At 57.7% G+C, this 17,044-nt stretch carries 17 protein-coding genes; 5 read left to right on the top strand and 12 right to left on the bottom strand.

Annotation, left to right across the window (positions count from 1 at the left end):
- Nucleotides 1-5 precede the first annotated feature (5 nt).
- Complete coding sequence (gene yccS / locus EYC95_RS12430; protein ID WP_131060619.1) at nt 6-2,189, top strand: YccS family putative transporter; 2,184 nt, start codon at nt 6-8, stop codon at nt 2,187-2,189.
- Nucleotides 2,190-2,312: 123 nt separating this feature from the next.
- On the opposite strand, the gene EYC95_RS12425 is transcribed toward yccS, so the two are convergent.
- Nucleotides 2,313-3,050, bottom strand: a complete 738-nt coding sequence (locus EYC95_RS12425) for an ABC transporter substrate-binding protein (protein ID WP_131060618.1) — start codon at nt 3,048-3,050, stop codon at nt 2,313-2,315.
- 257 nt (nt 3,051-3,307) lie between these two features.
- Here EYC95_RS12425 and EYC95_RS12420 point away from each other — a divergent pair, with 257 nt between their 5' ends.
- On the top strand, nt 3,308-3,760 hold the full coding sequence (locus tag EYC95_RS12420; RefSeq protein ID WP_131060617.1) for a GNAT family N-acetyltransferase: 453 nt from the start codon (nt 3,308-3,310) through the stop codon (nt 3,758-3,760).
- 96 nt (nt 3,761-3,856) lie between these two features.
- On the opposite strand, the gene EYC95_RS12415 is transcribed toward EYC95_RS12420, so the two are convergent.
- From EYC95_RS12415 to EYC95_RS12405, 3 genes are read right to left on the bottom strand one after another with little or no spacing between them, the layout of a single operon-like run.
- Nucleotides 3,857-4,153: a helix-turn-helix domain-containing protein gene (locus EYC95_RS12415; protein WP_131060616.1), complete on the bottom strand. Its 297-nt coding sequence runs from the start codon at nt 4,151-4,153 to the stop codon at nt 3,857-3,859.
- Between the two features lie 20 nt (nt 4,154-4,173).
- Nucleotides 4,174-4,665, bottom strand: a complete 492-nt coding sequence (locus EYC95_RS12410; protein WP_131060615.1) for a M48 family metallopeptidase — start codon at nt 4,663-4,665, stop codon at nt 4,174-4,176.
- A gap of 46 nt (nt 4,666-4,711) precedes the next feature.
- Nucleotides 4,712-6,835 carry a bifunctional diguanylate cyclase/phosphodiesterase gene (locus EYC95_RS12405; protein ID WP_131060614.1) on the bottom strand — a complete coding sequence of 708 codons (2,124 nt, stop codon included), beginning with the start codon at nt 6,833-6,835 and terminating at the stop codon, nt 4,712-4,714.
- Nucleotides 6,836-7,158: 323 nt separating this feature from the next.
- On the opposite strand from EYC95_RS12405, the gene EYC95_RS12400 reads away from it, so the two are divergent.
- Together EYC95_RS12400 and EYC95_RS12395 are read left to right on the top strand one after the other, a co-directional pair.
- The gene (locus EYC95_RS12400) at nt 7,159-7,827 is read left to right on the top strand and encodes a polysaccharide lyase family 7 protein (protein WP_131060613.1); all 669 of its coding nucleotides are present in this window, start codon (nt 7,159-7,161) and stop codon (nt 7,825-7,827) included.
- A gap of 716 nt (nt 7,828-8,543) precedes the next feature.
- A complete protein-coding gene (locus EYC95_RS12395) occupies nt 8,544-8,837 on the top strand; it encodes a fructose-bisphosphate aldolase (RefSeq protein WP_131060612.1) in 294 nt (97 codons plus the stop codon).
- 122 nt (nt 8,838-8,959) lie between these two features.
- Here the strand turns inward: EYC95_RS12395 and EYC95_RS31045 are convergent, their stop codons facing one another.
- Together EYC95_RS31045 and EYC95_RS31040 are read right to left on the bottom strand one after the other, a co-directional pair.
- Complete coding sequence (locus EYC95_RS31045) at nt 8,960-9,052, bottom strand: ubiquitin-like protein (protein ID WP_218568845.1); 93 nt, start codon at nt 9,050-9,052, stop codon at nt 8,960-8,962.
- Nucleotides 9,039-9,200, bottom strand: coding sequence for a ubiquitin-like protein (locus EYC95_RS31040; RefSeq protein WP_218568844.1), 162 nt, complete (start codon nt 9,198-9,200; stop codon nt 9,039-9,041). The genes EYC95_RS31045 and EYC95_RS31040 overlap by 14 nt, the downstream gene beginning before the upstream one ends.
- A gap of 854 nt (nt 9,201-10,054) precedes the next feature.
- On the opposite strand from EYC95_RS31040, the gene EYC95_RS12385 reads away from it, so the two are divergent.
- Nucleotides 10,055-10,366 (top strand): hypothetical protein, encoded by a 312-nt coding sequence (locus EYC95_RS12385; RefSeq protein ID WP_131060611.1) that lies wholly within the window; start codon nt 10,055-10,057, stop codon nt 10,364-10,366.
- A gap of 91 nt (nt 10,367-10,457) precedes the next feature.
- On the opposite strand, the gene fba is transcribed toward EYC95_RS12385, so the two are convergent.
- From fba to tkt, 6 genes are all read right to left on the bottom strand, one after another.
- A complete protein-coding gene (fba, locus tag EYC95_RS12380; protein WP_131060610.1) occupies nt 10,458-11,522 on the bottom strand; it encodes a class II fructose-bisphosphate aldolase in 1,065 nt (354 codons plus the stop codon).
- 235 nt (nt 11,523-11,757) lie between these two features.
- The gene (locus EYC95_RS12375) at nt 11,758-12,090 is read right to left on the bottom strand and encodes an MliC family protein (protein WP_131060609.1); all 333 of its coding nucleotides are present in this window, start codon (nt 12,088-12,090) and stop codon (nt 11,758-11,760) included.
- Between the two features lie 56 nt (nt 12,091-12,146).
- Nucleotides 12,147-12,368: a hypothetical protein gene (locus tag EYC95_RS12370; protein ID WP_010466937.1), complete on the bottom strand. Its 222-nt coding sequence runs from the start codon at nt 12,366-12,368 to the stop codon at nt 12,147-12,149.
- Between the two features lie 34 nt (nt 12,369-12,402).
- Nucleotides 12,403-13,566 (bottom strand): phosphoglycerate kinase, encoded by a 1,164-nt coding sequence (locus EYC95_RS12365; protein ID WP_131060608.1) that lies wholly within the window; start codon nt 13,564-13,566, stop codon nt 12,403-12,405.
- A gap of 12 nt (nt 13,567-13,578) precedes the next feature.
- Nucleotides 13,579-14,646, bottom strand: a complete 1,068-nt coding sequence (gene epd, locus EYC95_RS12360; RefSeq protein ID WP_131060607.1) for an erythrose-4-phosphate dehydrogenase — start codon at nt 14,644-14,646, stop codon at nt 13,579-13,581.
- Nucleotides 14,647-14,796: 150 nt separating this feature from the next.
- Nucleotides 14,797-16,794 carry a transketolase gene (tkt, locus tag EYC95_RS12355; protein ID WP_131060606.1) on the bottom strand — a complete coding sequence of 666 codons (1,998 nt, stop codon included), beginning with the start codon at nt 16,792-16,794 and terminating at the stop codon, nt 14,797-14,799.
- Nucleotides 16,795-17,044: the final 250 nt, after the last annotated feature.

Here is a 17,044-nt window from a genome sequence, read left to right as displayed (position 1 = left end):
ACTTCATGTCATCGACCTCATTTCGTCAGTCTCTGCGCCGTCTCTGGGCGCTGGATAAATTCAGCTACAGCGTGCGGGTGTTCATCGCTCTGACCGGCAGCATGGCCGTCTGTTGGTACCAGGATGAAATGGGGCTGCTGATCCCGTTGTTCCTGGGCATCATCGCCAGCGCTCTGGCCGAGACCGACGACAGTTGGCAGGGTCGTCTCAACGCGCTGGCCGTGACGCTGGTGTGTTTTCTGGTCGCCGCGCTGTCGGTCGAACTGCTGTTCCCTTATCCCGTCTTTTTCATCATCGCCTTCGCCCTCGCCGCCTTCTGCCTGACCATGCTCGGCGCATTGGGCGAACGCTATGGTGCGATTGCCTCGGCGACGTTGATTCTGTCGGTCTACACCATGATCGGCGTGGACCAGCGCGGCGGCGCGGTCACCGACTTCTGGCACGAACCGGTGCTGCTGGTGGCCGGCGCCGCCTGGTACGGTTTGCTCTCGGTGCTGTGGCAGGCAATGTTTTCCAACCAGCCGGTGCAGCAGAGCCTGGCGCGGTTGTTCCGTGAGTTGGGTTATTACTTGAAACTCAAGGCGTCGCTGTTCGAGCCGATCCGACAGATGGACGTGGAAGCGCGCCGACTGGAACTGGCCCAGCAAAACGGTCGGGTGGTGGCGGCGCTCAACGCGGCCAAGGAAATCATCCTGCACCGGGTCGGCAACGGTCGGCCGGGCTCGAAAGTCAGCCGTTACCTCAAGCTGTACTTCCTCGCTCAAGACATCCACGAGCGCGCCAGCTCTTCGCACTACCCTTACAACGCGCTGGCCGAGGCGTTCTTCCACAGCGACGTGCTGTTCCGCTGTCAGCGCCTGCTGCGCCAGCAAGGCAAGGCCTGCCGGGCGCTGGCCGAATCAATCCAGATGCGCCAGCCGTTCATCTATGACGCCAGCTTCGCCGAAGCGTTGAGCGACCTGCACGCCGCCATCGAACACCTGCGTACCCAGAGCAACCCGGCCTGGCGCGGCTTGCTGCGTTCCTTGCGGGCACTGGCGGCCAACCTCGGCACGCTCGACCGATTGCTCAGTGACGCCAGCAACCCCGACGCCCTGGCCGACGCCACCGACAGCAGCCTGCTCGACCGCTCCCCGCGCAGTCTCAAGGATGTGTGGATTCGCTTGCGCACGCAGCTGACCCCGACGTCGCTGCTGTTCCGTCATGCACTGCGTCTGCCCCTGGCGCTGAGCATCGGCTACGGCATGGTGCATTTGATTCACCCGTCGCAAGGTTACTGGATCATCCTCACCACGCTTTTCGTCTGCCAGCCGAACTACGGCGCCACCCGGCGCAAACTCGGGCAGAGGATCATCGGCACCGCAATTGGCCTGACGGTGGCCTGGGCGCTGTTCGACCTGTTCCCCAACCCCTTGGTCCAGTCGTGCTTCGCGATCGCTGCCGGGGTGGTGTTCTTTATCAACCGCACCACCCGCTACACCTTGGCCACTGCCGCGATCACCTTGATGGTGCTGTTCTGCTTCAATCAGGTCGGGGATGGTTATGGGCTGTTCCTGCCGCGACTGTTCGACACCTTGCTCGGCAGCCTGATCGCCGGGCTCGCGGTGTTCCTGTTCCTGCCGGACTGGCAGGGCCGACGCCTGAACAAAGTGCTGGCGAACACCCTGACCTGCAACAGCATTTACCTGCGCCAGATCATGCAGCAATACGCCGCCGGCAAAAGCGACGACCTGGCATATCGCCTGGCCCGACGCAACGCGCACAACGCTGACGCGGCACTGTCGACGACGCTGGCCAACATGCTCATGGAACCGGGGCATTTTCGTAAGGAAGCGGATGTCGGGTTTCGGTTCCTGGTGCTGTCGCACACCTTGCTCAGTTATCTGTCCGGATTGGGTGCGCACCGTGAAACCCAACTACCGCCGGATGTTCGCGAGCACTTGATCGACGGCGCGGGTGTGAGCCTGGCGGCCAGCATCGATGAAATAGCCCAAGGGCTGGCGAGCAAACAGCCGATTGCGATTCAGAGCGATGCGGAAGAGGCGCTGGCCAATACGCTTGAGCAGATGCCGGATGAAATCGATGAAGGGCAGCGGTTGGTGCAAACGCAGTTGGCGTTGATCTGTCGGCAGTTGGGGCCGTTGCGGACGTTGGCGGCGCATCTCATCAAGGACACCAGCGAGGCCTGAGATCTGTGGTGGCTGGGCGGGCCTCTTCGCGGGCAAGCCTCGCTCCTACAGGACTTACGCGATCTCTGTAGGAGCGAGGCTTGCCCGCGAAGGCGCCATCAGCCTCACCACAAAAACCAATCCTCACATCCCATGCTGCTTCATCAACCGCTCATAGCTCCCATCAGCCTTCATCTCGGCAATCTCGCGATCGAAGTTGGCGACGATTTGCTTATGCTGCGGATTTTTCAGGCTAACCAAGATATGCAGGCTGTTCTCGCTCAACGCCTTGGGCAGGAACTCCACGGCATTGCGCACCTTGGAGGATTCCCGCGCAAGGTAATAACGGGCGACGTACTCGTCTTCAAGCGTCAACTTGACCCGGTCCGCCGCGACCATCCGCACGGCCATGGCGAAGTTATGCACGGGGACTTTCTGCAACGACACGTCTTCATCGAATTCCGATGAGTAGGCGTAACCGCGCACCACCGCAATCGGATAGGTGTGCAGTTGCTGCAGATTACTGAACTCGATCGGCGCGTCCTTGCGCTTGAGAAAGCGCACGCGGTTGAGCAGATATTCGCCGGAGAACTGGCCCAGTTTGGTGCGTTCGTCGGTGTACCAGGCGTTGACCAGCACGTCGTAACGACCTTCACCCAACCCGAGCAACGCTCGCGCCCAAGGCACCTGTTCGAAATCACTGGCGTAACCGGCCCGGGCCAGCGCGGTGCTGACAATGTCGGTGGCCAAGCCTCCGTTGACCAGCGTGGCGTCGGTAAAGGGTGGCCAGGCGTCGGCGACCAGACGCAGCCTTTCCGCTGCCGCGCTCTGGGCCAGCAACAGCAATCCAATCAAAGCAAACGCTCGATGCAATCGCGGCATGCTAGAAAATCCTTAGCGGGCGGGCTGCCCGGCGTATTTTTCTGCCAAAACTCCAAGACCCGTGTACCGACACTCAGGTACTCAACATTAGCTCATTGGAGCCACTGCACAGCGCTTCATCGCAGATTACACAAAGAAGACAGTTCCGCGCGAAATGAATGGTGGCATTTTGGCCTTTGTCACAAATTTCTTCGCCATAAAGACATATTTCGCCGGGGCGCTTAGTATCGGAACGACGTTGCTCAAGGAAAGTGAAAATGACAATCGATTGGGTCTGCAAACACCACAGCGATCTGGGTAAAGAGCAGCTGTACGCCATTCTGCAGCTGCGCGCGGAGGTGTTCGTCGTCGAACAGAAATGCGCATATCAGGATGTCGATGGCCAGGATCTGGAAGGTGACACTTGCCATTTGATGGCGTGGGAAGGGGATCGGCTGGTGGCTTATCTGCGTTTGCTCGACCCTGAGCTACAGGGCGGCGACGTGGTGATTGGGCGGGTGATTATTGCGCCCGGAGCGCGTGGCACCGGGCTTGGGCATGAGTTGATGGCGCAGGCGTTGAAGCAAGCTGAGAAACGCTGGCCTGAGGTGCCGATCTATCTCTCGGCGCAATCCCATTTGCAGGGGTATTACGGGCGTTACGGGTTTGTTGTGACGGGCGAGGAATATCTTGAGGATGACATTCCGCATATCGGGATGCGTCGCTCCTAAGGGCCTCTTCGCGGGCAAGCCTCGCTCCTACGGGATTCGCGTGATCTGTAGGAGCGAGGCTTGCCCGCGAAGACGTCAGCCGCAACACCGTAAATCTTACGGATATTCCAGCACCGCTTTAATCTGCCGCAAATTGCGCTCGATCCACCCCCGATCAATCGCCCCCCACTCGCGAATCCGATAGCGCCCCGCATGGTTGCGCGCGCCCTCTTCCTGCTCGAATTCGCAAATAATGTCCAGGTCTGCCAACGCCGCAATCGTGTCCTGCGCCGTGCGCCGGGGCATGCCGGTCACTTCGGTCAGCGCCGGGACGCTGATCGCCAACCCTCTGTCGATCAGGTACGCCACGTATAAGCGGCGGTAGAAACTGCTCTTGGTCTTGCTCACGTCCACCTGTGCGCTCCTTGTTCTTTTTATTGCATATCCCGCCACGTCAGGTACACCCGCAGATCAAACTCCACCTGGTGATACCCCGGCAACATGTGTTCGCAGAGCTTGTAGAACGCCTTGTTGTGATCCGACTCTTTAAAGTGTGCCAGTTCATGCACCACGATCATTTTCAGAAACTCGGAGGGCGCCTCCTTGAACAACGAGGCCACGCGGATTTCCTTCTTGGACTTGAGCTTGCCGCCCTGCACCCGCGAGATCGTCGTGTGCAGGCCTAGGGCGCGATGGGTCAGGTCCAGGCGGTTGTCGAATAAAACCTTGTCGATGGCCGGAGCGTTGCGCAGGTATTCCTGCTTGAGGTCCAGCGCAAAGGTGTACAGCGCCTTGTCGCTCTGCACGGCGTGCTTTTCCGGGTAGCGCTTGCTCAGGTAGTCGCCCAGCCGACCGTCGGCGATCAACTGGCGAACCTGGTCCTGCAACGCAGCGGGATAGGCCTGGAGGTATTTCAACGCGGTCATTAGAGGCGGCAACACGAATCACGAAAAGGTCGCCAGTGTAGCGAATTCAGCGGGTCAGCGCGCTCCAGTCAAACGGCGCGACAAAGTCGCCGGCGTCCTCGGCCATCATCGGTCGCCCCACCAGAAAACCTTGCACATACTGGCAACCATTGGCTTGCAGCCATTCATATTGCGCAACGGTTTCCACCCCTTCGGCAATCACCAGCATCCCGTATTGCTTGCACAGGTCGATCACATTGCGCACCAGCGCCGCATCCCGTTCGGACGCCGGCAAGCGGGCGATCAGATGCCGATCGAACTTGAGTGTATCCAGCTCAAGATCGCGCAAGTGAGACAGCGAGCACGGCCCGGAGCCGAAATCATCCAGCGCCACCCGCACCCCGAGGTTGCGCAGCAAGCGTAGTGTCTTGCGGGTTTCTTCGGGGTTTTGCATCAACGCTTCTTCCGTCACTTCGACTTCCAGATAACGCGGTTGCAAGCCGTGACGTTCCAGCACTTGGCGCAATTCAGTGACCAGGTTAGGCATGCCGAACTGAGTGCTGCTCAAACTGACGCCCAGCACCAGATCCTCGGCAAACAAGGTTTCCCAGGCTTTGCGCTGGCCGGCGCCGCGATGGTAAATCCAGCTGCCCAGACGACTGATCAGCCGCGCCTCTTCCAGCAATGGCAAAAACAGCCCCGGCGGTACATCACCGACGCTCGGGTGCTGCCAGCGCAACAGCGCTTCAAAACCACGAATCTGCCCGCTGCTGATCGCCACCTGCGGCTGATACACGAGGGTGAAATCACGGTTTTCAATGGCCGTGCGCACGCTCTCTTCGAGCATCAGCCGCGAACGCGCCCGGCCATTCATATCGTGATCGTAGAAACGGTATTGCTGCCGGCCGGCACGTTTGGCTTCGTACATCGCAATGTCCGATGCACGTAGCAACCCGTCGAGATTCGCACCGCAATCCGGGTAAGCAGCGATGCCGATGCTGGCGCCCAACGCGATGTCCAGGCCATCAATCTGCTGACAGATCGACACCCGCTCAATGAGCTTCTCGGCAATCTTCGCCGCTTGCTCGGGGAACTCCAGGTCCAGCAGCGCCGTGAATTCGTCGCCGCCCATGCGCGCCAGAATGTCGAAGGGCCGCAGACAGGCTTTCAATTGCTCGGACACCCAGCGCAGCACCCGGTCGCCGGCATCGTGACCGAGGGAGTCGTTGACGCGTTTGAAGCCGTCGAGGTCCAGGTACAGCAACACCCAGGCGCCATCGGAGCGTTCGCCGCGCAGCAGCAGATTTTCAACCGTCTGGTAAAAGCCGCGGCGGTTGAGCAGCCCGGTCAGCGGATCCGTCACTGCCTGGAACTCCAGTTGCTGATGCAGATGACGCACCACCGACATGTCCAGCACCGTCACCACCATCGCATGCTGTTCGCTGGGCAATGGCGCGCACGACAGCGCCACCGGCACTTGTTGGCCGGGCGCCGTTCGCAGCAGCGCGTCGTGCAGGCGCAGAGTTTCGCCGCGTTTGTAGCCGGTATAAAAATCGGAGTCCGCCCAGACCGGGATATGCGGCTTTTGCAGGAAATCCAGAAACTCCCTGCCTTGCAGGTCTTGAACCGTGGCATTGAGCAACCGCGACATCGCCGGGTTGGCGAAGCGGATCAGACCGTCCTCACCCACCACCAGGATGCCTTCGGCGGTATTGTCCAGCACCGAGGCATTAAACGCGCGAGCGACCTCCAGATCGTGGCTCAGGCGCTGCAACGCACGGCGATTGCGCTGATGCTCGAGCAACGCCTGAACCTTGGGCTTGAGAATTTGCGGGTCGAACGGCTTGAACAGGTAATCCACGGCACCACTGGCGTAGCCCTTGATCACAGCGTCCTGGGACTGTTCGTTGGCGGTGAGGAAAATAATCGGCGTGAGGCGGGTTCGCTGACTGCCGCGCATCAAGCGCGCGACTTCAAAACCGTCCATGCCCGGCATCTGTACATCCAGCAGCACCAGGTCGACATCGTGTTCGAGTAAAAGACTGAGCGCTTCAAAACCGGAAGCCGCGGTAATCACCTGCCAATCCTGGCGCTGGAGCAACGCGCGCATGCTGATCAGGTTTTCAGGGTAATCATCGACGATTAAAAGGATCGAGCTGCCTTCAGCTGGCGTGGGTTGCGCGCATTCCATGCTGCTTCTCTTATTCGGGGCGTCAGGCCGGTTTCTCGTAAAAACCGGACAAATACTGAGACTTCACTCTAGACCGGGATCCGCAAAAGCAGAAGCTATCAGCGCGCCATCATTTAACCATCACGTACATTTGCCGACTAACGGTCGCTTCTACAGCCCCCTGAAACCGGGAAAGATGGCCTTTTAACAGGATTTTGACGCCATCCGTTTGTCATTTACACATTAACAAATTGAACTTCTGCGCTTATAAAGATTGCCCCCAAGGCGCGTGCCAGAGCTTCTGGCACGCGCGTGCAGTAAAAAATTCGTGGAAGCTTTTGTCTATGATCGATCTCGCAACCTGGAACCTGAGCGTTCCTGTCGGCAATCCGCCGTACACCGTTGACACGCCAAAACTGGTGAACGGCTTCAAGGATCAATACTTCCACTCCAACACCGGCACACTGTTTTTCTGGGCACCGGTCACCGGCTCCAAAACTGAAAACGCAAAATACCCCCGCACCGAACTGCGCGAAACCTACAGCAACGGCACCCTGAAAAACTGGCTCTACCCGGACGCTGACAACTCCCTGCGCGCCACCCTCGCGGTCAACCAGGTACCGAGCTCAGGCAAAATCGTCATCGGCCAGATCCACGCCTATGAAAGCCAGAAACCCATGGTGAAACTCGAGTATCAATACAAAACCAGCACGCAGTCGGGCAATATCGTCGCCAAGGTTCGTATGCGCCCTGATGACGACGAAGGTCGGATCATCACCATCGCCACCGGGGTGAAACTCGACCGGGAGTTTTCCTACCTCATCCACCTGAGCCCGGGCGGAGCGCTGGGCATCAGTGCGGCGGGCTACCAGTGGGACACCGACATCAGCGCGACCTGGCGCGACAAGCCGCTGTACTTCAAGGCCGGGGTGTACGTGCAAGACCACACCGGGTACACCAGCGAAGGCGGGAAAGTGACGTTCAGCACGCTGGATATTGATCACGATAAGTAGCGAGAGCACGCCCGATCGTTCCCACGCTCCCGCGTGGTAACGCATCCCGGGACGCTCCGCGTCCCAACCCTCCCAAGAACACAACATCCCCTGTAGCAGCTGTCGAGCCTGCGAGGCTGCGTCCGAGGACAAAGTCCTCGCAAGCCCGATGAACCTGGTCTACCTGAATAAATGCGTTGTCTGATTTACGACTGCTGCGCAGCCGAACGCAGCCTCGCAAGCTCGACAGCTGCTACAAACCAGTCATCTAAGCGTCTGAAAAACTCGTAGGACGCCTCTGACCGTGGCGAAGGAGCTTGCTCCCGCTGGACGGCGAAGCATCTCAAAATCCTGCCATCAATTTCTGATGACTCCCCACAGCGCCCTGTTTTACTGCGGTCGCGCCGTAAACCACAACCACCCCACCTACCTAAAAAGCAAGGCGGCGTCCTACAGGTCGGTTGCGGGAGCATGAATTGCTGCCTAAAGTTGGCCTGTCGCTGACACCGTTGGCGATAGGGTTTCGCAGCCCTAACGATACGTGTAGTAACCTAGCGCCTCGAAAAGACGGGCGCCTCAGCACTCGTCCTCCTTTTTTATGGTGGCTGTGTGTGGGAGACCTTCGGGTCTGCCGGGTTCCTCGTATCCTCGGTCTGCGAACCCGCACACAGCTACCACCCAATTCGTTTCGCAGCGAACGGCAGTAGCTCTTCTTTTAGATTCGAGGAGCTTTACTTATGTCAATGAACAACCCGCCCCGCCGCTTCACCCCCATGTCCCAACTCGCCACCGACCACCCCGTCCTGCTCATCGACAGCGACGCCCCGCTACGCGAACTTCACAACTGCGTCAGCGAACGCCTCAACGCCGTCCTCAAATACCTGAACCTCATGGCCTGCACCAGCCTGCCGGACTATGCGGAACACGACATCAACACCGTCACCAACATCGCCCGAATCATGGTTCAGGACATTGCCGATGTATTCGGGGTGATTGAACAGCGTGGGTTTGATACACCTAAAACCAAGTAGCCGATTTTCAAGCAATAAAAACCCGCATTTATGCGGGTTTTTATGGAACGAAGGTGGAACAAAGGGGCGGATTATTGGGACTTGAGACCGGTTAATGGGCAATCCCTTTTATTTCCTTTTTTTCACAATCGAAGCACCAACTGGAGTGTCGAGTTCGGCTGAATATTGTAATCCGACAATGTACGTCCGTCTTCAAGTTGCTTACCGGAAAAAATTCAAACGCTGCTGGCCCGGCGGAATGCCTTCTTTATCTTGATAATGGGCCTTTATATTTTCGATAGAATCGGACCGCTCAACCTCCAACGTTACCGTCTTGACTACATTTGTTGCGGAGCCTTGGACTTGCTGAACTATAATTTGCATACACCCTCTCTTAAAAATAATCAGGAAACAAATCGAACAAATAAAATTTGGAACGACTTGATTAATTCGTCTCTTTTTTTTGGATTGCGAAGCTAAACAATAGCCAGCAGCCCGCATTAAATCACCTGTAATAAATGACAGTTATTCATACAGTTTCGAAATAACAGATATCGCCAAACATACCATTGCACAGACCAAGAGAACGCATCTACTTTGAGACCAAACGACCAAATAAACCTACTCCACTTTCACCAACTTTAATCGTGCTCGCTTATAGCAAAACCATATTAAAAACTGTCAACTCTTACAGGTGACCCCACCTACTCATCAAGCTAATCTGGCCTACGCAACACATGAAATAGAATCGGACACACAAACAACTTCAGCCACCCTATAACTTCTGAAGGTATCTGCCATGCGCAAGCATACAAAAATCATCATTTTCTTTATTAGTATATTTATCTCAATAGCCGGTGCAGGCGTCACCTTAGCCGGGCAGTGCGACGATGATTGGTATCAGAGTTCGGCAAGCAAATACTGCTCCTTGAAGACGCAACCAATACCGACCGCACCTCCTAGCGACCGTTACAGTGATTTTAACTGCGACATTCATGTCTCCTGCCTCTCTGGCGGAACACATCCAGAACAAGAAAATAGTTGGAACACCAGGGAAGTAAATAACAGAACAGAAATAACCAGATCGTCCCCTTTCAACTTCGTCAATTGCAATGGAGTTTTGAGAACCGGCGCCTGTCCTTAATACGCAATACAACCAGGAGAAAAATCGAAAAATAAAGCCACTCGTGTCAAAATCGCAACAAAGCGCCTTTCAACAATATCTGGAGAATAAAAATATGGCCGGCCCCAACGGAGAGTTTTGCGACAATGCTAAAGGTGTCTGTATAGAAATCACATACGCCAATGAAAGCACTGGAAAAATGAAGGGAATACTAAAGGAAAACGGGTATCACTACACAGTGAATGGTTGGTACCAGCACGTCAACCCTAGTCTTACCCGTATAGAGTTCACAACTGAGAACTCGGGAGTAAAGGACACTTGGCTCGGAAACGCAGGTAGACCATGCACTGAAATTTGGGCCATAAGATCATATAAAATCGAAGACGGCTCTTCAGCAGCCGAGGAATACACGCTCACAAAAAAATAAACGTTTTTAGCGAAGGAAAATTTCTTGCCATGCTTCTTTCAGCCAATAAAAAAACCCGCATCACTGCGGGTTTTTTATAAACGAGAAAGGCTTAGTTAACCTTAGCGTTCAACTCACCCTTCAAATACCGCTGATACATCGCTTCCAACGAGATCGGCTTAATCTTCGAAGCATTACCCGCAGTACCGAAAGCTTCGTAGCGAGCAATACAAACATCCCGCATCGCCGTCACTGTCGCACCAAAGAACTTACGCGGATCAAACTCGCTAGGATTGGTCGCCATCAACCGACGCATCGCACCCGTCGAAGCCAAACGCAAGTCAGTATCAATGTTGACCTTACGCACACCGTACTTGATGCCTTCCACAATCTCTTCAACCGGCACGCCGTAGGTTTCTTTGATGTCGCCGCCGTACTGGTTGATGATCGCCAGCCACTCTTGCGGAACCGAAGACGAACCGTGCATTACCAGGTGGGTGTTCGGAATGCGTTTGTGGATTTCTTTGATGCGGTCGATGGCCAGCACGTCGCCGGTAGGTGGCTTGGTGAACTTGTAGGCGCCGTGGCTGGTGCCGATGGCGATGGCCAGGGCGTCGACCTGGGTGCGTTTGACGAAGTCAGCGGCTTCTTCCGGGTCGGTCAGCATTTGGCTGTGGTCCAGAACGCCTTCAGCGCCGATGCCGTCTTCTTCACCGGCCATGCCGGTTTCCAGCGAACCCAGGCAGCCCAGCTCGCCTTCTACCGAGACGCCACAGGCGTGAGCCAGGGCCACGGTTTGTTGGGTGACACGGACGTTGTAGTCGTAGTCGGTCGGGGTCTTGCCGTCTTCGCCCAGGGAGCCGTCCATCATGACCGAGCTGAAGCCCAGTTGGATGGAGCGCTGGCAGACGTCAGGGCTGGTGCCGTGGTCCTGGTGCATGCACACCGGGATGTGCGGGAATTCTTCGATGGCGGCCAGGATCAGGTGACGCAGGAACGGTGCGCCGGCGTATTTGCGAGCACCGGCCGAGGCCTGGACGATCACCGGGGAGTCAGTCTTGTCAGCGGCTTCCATGATGGCGCGCATCTGCTCAAGGTTGTTGACGTTGAAGGCTGGAACGCCGTAGCCGAACTCGGCTGCGTGGTCCAGCATCTGGCGCATGCTGATAAGTGCCATTGTGTGTGTCTCTCCCGGTTTGGGTCGTTAATCGTGCCAGCCTGCCGTAGCGGCGGCGGCTATTCAAGTTATTGCAGATCGGGGGTTGGCCCGGGCTGCGAATTCGGGTGTTGCATCGATCTCTGTAGGAGCGAAGCTTGCTCGCGAAAGCGGTTTAACGGGCAACACATGTGTTGAATGTGATGACGTCTTCGCGAGCAAGCTTCGCTCCTACAGGTTTCGCTAAAACCTTCAATTACTGCGCTTTACAACCGCGGCCAATCAAATCATTGGTGGCGACCCAGTAAACCAGGCCTTCCTCACCTTTTACGTGAAACGCCAGCATGTCGTTGCTGTACAGCGAACCTTCGGCGCCCGGTTCAAGCTTCAGGCGATAGACCTGATCGGCCCCGCCGAGGCGCACGTCGACTTCCTTGCGGCTGTCGTCGGTGTAGCGCCAGAGCACTTTGGCCTGGCTGTCGCAGGTCCAGGTGGTCCAGTTGTCCGTGGATTCGGCAGGCTTGAACAGGTTGAAATTCGAGCAACCGGCCAGCAATGCCAACGCCATAACGGCGATAAAACCTTTCATCCATGTTCCTCGACTGACGGCGTACGCCGCCAACCCTGAGTAATGTGTCAGACCCGTCAAGGGCAACCATGTTCCTTGGCCGGGGTCTGCGTCTCGTATTTCTCCAGGCCATCAGGCCCGGAACGCTTGTTGATCACCGGGTTGGTTTCCGCTTGCCAGTCGGCCTGGTAACAGCCTTTTTCCACTGACTGCGGCGCAGGTTCCGGCTTGGCTTTCGGGTTACTCCCGCAAGCCACCAGCATACCCGCAGCGATCAACAGCGCTAACGGCTTGACCATAAGAACACTCCTTTGCGTGGTCAAATGGACGACCTCAGGCCTTGGCCCGGCTTTCCAGGACTTCAACGGCTGGCAAAACCTTGCCTTCCACGAACTCAAGGAACGCGCCGCCGCCGGTAGAAATGTAGGAGATCTGATCGGCAACGCCATATTTATCGATGGCCGCCAGGGTGTCGCCGCCGCCAGCGATCGAAAACGCCGAGCTGTCCGCGATGGCCTGGGCCAGGACTTTGGTGCCGTTACCGAACTGGTCGAATTCAAACACGCCCACCGGGCCGTTCCACAGGATGGTCTTGGACGACTTCAGCAGCTCGGCGAAATTCGCCGCGGTCTGTGGGCCGATGTCCAGAATCATGTCGTCTGCGGCCACATCAGCGATCAGCTTGACGGTAGCGGTGGCGCTTTCAGCGAATTCCTTGGCAACGACGACGTCGACCGGCAGCGGTACGCTGACCTTGGCGGCGATGGCGCGAGCGGTGTCCAGCAGATCCGGCTCGTACAGGGACTTGCCGACCGGGTGACCGGCAGCGGCCAGGAAGGTGTTGGCAATGCCGCCGCCGACGATCAGCTGGTTGCAGATCTGGCTCAGGCTGTTGAGCACGTCGAGTTTGGTCGACACCTTGGAGCCGGCAACGATGGCAGCCATCGGCTGGGCCGGGGCGCCGAGGGCTTTGCCCAGTGCGTCCAGCTCAGCAGCCAGCAGCGGACCAGCGGCAGCGACTTTGGCGAACTTGGCCACGCCGTGGGTCGAACCCTCGGCGCGGTGAGCGGTGCCGAAGGCGTCCATCACGAACACGTCGCACAGGGCGGCGTATTGCTGGGCCAGTTCGTCAGCGTTCTTTTTCTCGCCTTTGTTGAAGCGTACGTTTTCAAACAGAACGATGTCGCCGGCTTTCACGTCGACGCCGCCCAGGTAATCGGCAACCAGCGGCACTTCGCGGCCCAGGGCCTTGCTCAGGTAGTCAGCGACTGGCTTGAGGCTGTTCTCGGCCGAGAATTCGCCTTCGGTCGGACGGCCAAGGTGCGAGCAGACCATCACGGCCGCGCCTTTTTCCAGGGCCAGCTTGATGGTCGGCAGCGAAGCCAGGATTCGCGCATCGCTGGTGACTACACCGTCCTTGACTGGGACGTTGAGGTCTTCGCGGATCAGTACGCGCTTACCTTGCAGATCGAGGTCGGTCATCTTCAACACGGTCATGGGTCGCATTTCCTACTGTTTTGGAGAGCAGTGTTTTGGAGAGCCAGCTGATTGCAGATAGTGTTCCGCAACATCCAGCATTCGGTTGGCAAAACCCCATTCGTTGTCGAACCAGGCCAGGATGTTCACCAGCCGTGGGCCGGAAACTCGGGTCTGACTGGCATCGACGATGGCCGAATGTGGGTCATGATTGAAATCACAACTGGCGTGAGGCAACTCGGTGTAGGCCAGAAGGCCTTTGAGCGGGCCAGTGGTGGCGGCCTCGCGCAAAATCCGATTGACCTCGGTGGCGTCGGTGTCGCTGACGGTCTGCATCGTAATGTCGAGGCAAGACACGTTAACCGTCGGCACCCGCACGGCTTTGGCCTGAATTCGCCCGGCAAGTTCCGGCAACAGGCGTTCGATACCACGCGCCAGACCAGTGGACACCGGAATCACTGACTGGAACGCCGAACGCGTGCGGCGCAGGTCTTCGTGATGATAGGCATCGATGACCGGCTGATCGTTCATTGCCGAGTGGATGGTGGTGATCGACACGTATTCCAGACCAATGGCCTGATCCAGCAGGCGCAACAGCGGCACGCCGCAGTTGGTGGTGCAGGACGCATTGGACACCAGCAGCTCGTCGCCGGTCAGGCAATCCTGGTTCACGCCGTAGACGATGGTGGCGTCGACATCCGCCTCGCTGGCCATCGGCTGGGAAAACAACACACGCGGCGCACCGGCATCAAGGAACCGCTGGCCATCGGCACGCGAGTGGTAAGCGCCGGAGCACTCCAGCACCAGATCGACGCCCAGGGACGCCCAATCGATGCCTTCGGGGGTGGCACTGCGCAGGACCTTCACGCAGTCACCATTAATATGCAGACAATCGCCGTCGACCTTCACTTCACCGGGAAAACGCCCGTGCGTGGAGTCGAAGCGTGTCAGGTATTCGATGCTGGCCATGTCAGCCAGATCGTTGATCGCGACAATTTCAAACCCTGCCTTGTCGCCTCGCTCAAACAACGCACGCAAGACGCAACGACCAATCCGGCCGTAGCCGTTGAGTGCAACTTTGTAAGGACGCGGTTGAGGCATTGGGTTCTCGATTACCGTGGTGAATCCGTTATTGCAGCGTTGCCTGGACCAACGCCTTCGCGAGCAAGCCCGCTCCCACATGAGAATGCGATCTCATGTGGGAGCGGGCTTGCTCGCGAAAGCGGCAGTCCAGACGACACATTTTCTGGATCAGTCTTCCAGCAGCTCTTCAGCCTGACCCAGGATGTTTTCCAGGGTGAAACCGAACTCTTCGAACAAGGCTGGCGCAGGCGCCGACTCGCCGAAGGTGGTCATGCCGATCACGCGACCTTCCAGGCCCACGTACTTGTACCAGTAGTCCGCGTGAGCGGCTTCGATAGCGATACGGGCGCTGACCTGCAACGGCAGAACTGCCTGCTTGTAGCCGGCGTCTTGCGCATCGAACACGCTGGTGCACGGCATCGAAACAACGCGCACTTTGCGACCTTGCTCGGTCAGCTTGTCGTAAGCCTGAACCGCCAGGCCAACTTCGGAACCGGTGGAGATCAGGATCAGCTCAGGCTCGCCTGCGCAGTCCTTCAACACGTAACCGCCACGGGCGATGTCGGCGATCTGCAGCGCGCTGCGTTCCTGATGTTGCAGGTTCTGACGCGAGAAGATCAGCGCCGAAGGGCCGTCCTTGCGCTCGATGGCCTCTTTCCAGCAAACGGCCGATTCAACGGCATCGGCTGGACGCCAGGTGTCGAGGTTCGGCGTGCTGCGCAGGCTGGTCAGTTGCTCGATCGGCTGGTGAGTCGGGCCGTCTTCGCCCAGACCGATGGAGTCGTGGGTGTAGACGAACACCACGCGCTTCTTCATCAGCGAAGCCATGCGCACGGCGTTGCGCGCGTATTCCATGAACATCAGGAAGGTCGCGCCGTAAGGCACCAGACCGCCGTGCAGAGCCACGCCGTTCATGATCGCGCTCATGCCGAATTCGCGAACGCCGTAGTACATGTAGTTGCCGCTGGCGTCTTCAGCCGAAACACCTTTGCAACCTTTCCACAGGGTCAGGTTGGAACCGGCCAGGTCAGCGGAGCCGCCCAGCAGTTCAGGCAACAGCGGGCCGTAGGCATTCAGTGCGTTCTGGCTGGCTTTACGGCTGGCGATGGTTTCGCCTTTGGCGGCGACTTCAGCAATATAAGCAGAGGCTTTTTCAGCGAAGTCTTCCGGCAGGTCGCCGCTCAAGCGACGGACCAGTTCGTTGGCCAGCTCAGGGAACGCAGCGGAATAGGCAGCGAAACGCTGATCCCATTCGGCTTCGGCCGCGCGACCGGTTTCCTTGGCGTCCCACTCGGCATAGATGTCGGCCGGGATTTCGAACGGACCGTGGTTCCATTTCAGCGCAGCACGGGTCAGAGCGATTTCCGCGTCACCCAGTGGGGCGCCGTGGCAGTCTTCCTTGCCTTGCTTGTTCGGCGAACCGAAACCGATGGTGGTCTTGCAGCAGATCAGGGTTGGCTGATCGCTTTTGCGCGCGGTTTCGATCGCAGTCTTGATCTCTTCCGGATCGTGACCGTCGACGTTGCGGATCACCTGCCAGTTGTAAGCTTCGAAACGCTTCGGGGTGTCGTCGGTGAACCAGCCTTCGACTTCGCCGTCGATGGAGATGCCGTTGTCATCGTAGAAGGCGATCAGTTTGCCCAGGCCCAAAGTACCGGCCAGGGAGCCGACTTCGTGGGAAATGCCTTCCATCATGCAGCCATCACCCAGGAACACGTAGGTGTGGTGGTCGACAACGTTGTGGCCAGGACGGTTGAACTGCGCCGCCAGGACTTTTTCAGCCAGGGCGAAACCTACGGCGTTGGCCAAGCCTTGGCCCAATGGACCGGTGGTGGTTTCAACGCCCGGGGTGTAGCCGAATTCCGGGTGGCCCGGGGTACGGCTGTGCAGTTGGCGGAAGCTTTTCAGGTCATCGATCGACAGGTCGTAGCCGGTCAGGTGCAGCAGCGAGTAGATCAACATCGAGCCGTGACCGTTGGACAGCACGAAGCGGTCACGGTCGGCGAACGATGGATTGCTCGGGTTGTGCTTCAGGTAGTCACGCCAAAGTACTTCGGCGATATCCGCCATACCCATAGGGGCACCGGGATGGCCGCTGTTGGCTTTTTGCACGGCATCCATGCTGAGGGCACGAATGGCGTTGGCACGCTCACGACGGCTGGGCATCGCTGTTCTCCTGCGGGTTCTGAATCAAGAGTGAATAAAACGAAACGGAAAAAAGGCGAGCATTTTCCCTCACCGACACGCCTCGGGGCAATGACAGATAGTCATCTGAAGGCGTTTTTCCAGTGGATAAAGTCGCATTCGCCTGGTGAAACCTTTCCGCTGACGATTTGTAGAGTGACCCTTTCCATGAGAAGTGCCATCTATCGAGCAATATCAAAACTTTTTGATATTGCTCTTGCAGTGATTTCTG

Source organism: Pseudomonas sp. BGI-2 (genome assembly GCF_004310295.1).
In the GTDB taxonomy this organism is placed as follows: Bacteria; Pseudomonadota; Gammaproteobacteria; order Pseudomonadales; family Pseudomonadaceae; genus Aquipseudomonas.
This window is presented reverse-complemented; position numbering and strand designations above follow the sequence as displayed.

What these genes read in the sequence shown, in the direction of transcription:
- EYC95_RS12400 (WP_131060613.1), top strand. Translation starts at nt 7,159, where the DNA reads ATGATCGATCTCGCAACCTGGAACCTGAGCGTTCCTGTCGGCAATCCG.
- yccS (WP_131060619.1), top strand. Translation starts at nt 6, where the DNA reads ATGTCATCGACCTCATTTCGTCAGTCTCTGCGCCGTCTCTGGGCGCTG.
- EYC95_RS12370 (WP_010466937.1), bottom strand. Translation starts at nt 12,368, where the DNA reads ATGGTCAAGCCGTTAGCGCTGTTGATCGCTGCGGGTATGCTGGTGGCT.
- EYC95_RS12425 (WP_131060618.1), bottom strand. Translation starts at nt 3,050, where the DNA reads ATGCCGCGATTGCATCGAGCGTTTGCTTTGATTGGATTGCTGTTGCTG.
- EYC95_RS12365 (WP_131060608.1), bottom strand. Translation starts at nt 13,566, where the DNA reads ATGACCGTGTTGAAGATGACCGACCTCGATCTGCAAGGTAAGCGCGTA.
- EYC95_RS12405 (WP_131060614.1), bottom strand. Translation starts at nt 6,835, where the DNA reads ATGGAATGCGCGCAACCCACGCCAGCTGAAGGCAGCTCGATCCTTTTA.
- EYC95_RS12375 (WP_131060609.1), bottom strand. Translation starts at nt 12,090, where the DNA reads ATGAAAGGTTTTATCGCCGTTATGGCGTTGGCATTGCTGGCCGGTTGC.
- EYC95_RS12395 (WP_131060612.1), top strand. Translation starts at nt 8,544, where the DNA reads ATGTCAATGAACAACCCGCCCCGCCGCTTCACCCCCATGTCCCAACTC.
- EYC95_RS12420 (WP_131060617.1), top strand. Translation starts at nt 3,308, where the DNA reads ATGACAATCGATTGGGTCTGCAAACACCACAGCGATCTGGGTAAAGAG.
- tkt (WP_131060606.1), bottom strand. Translation starts at nt 16,794, where the DNA reads ATGCCCAGCCGTCGTGAGCGTGCCAACGCCATTCGTGCCCTCAGCATG.
- EYC95_RS31040 (WP_218568844.1), bottom strand. Translation starts at nt 9,200, where the DNA reads ATGCAAATTATAGTTCAGCAAGTCCAAGGCTCCGCAACAAATGTAGTC.
- fba (WP_131060610.1), bottom strand. Translation starts at nt 11,522, where the DNA reads ATGGCACTTATCAGCATGCGCCAGATGCTGGACCACGCAGCCGAGTTC.
- epd (WP_131060607.1), bottom strand. Translation starts at nt 14,646, where the DNA reads ATGCCTCAACCGCGTCCTTACAAAGTTGCACTCAACGGCTACGGCCGG.
- EYC95_RS12385 (WP_131060611.1), top strand. Translation starts at nt 10,055, where the DNA reads ATGGCCGGCCCCAACGGAGAGTTTTGCGACAATGCTAAAGGTGTCTGT.
- EYC95_RS12410 (WP_131060615.1), bottom strand. Translation starts at nt 4,665, where the DNA reads ATGACCGCGTTGAAATACCTCCAGGCCTATCCCGCTGCGTTGCAGGAC.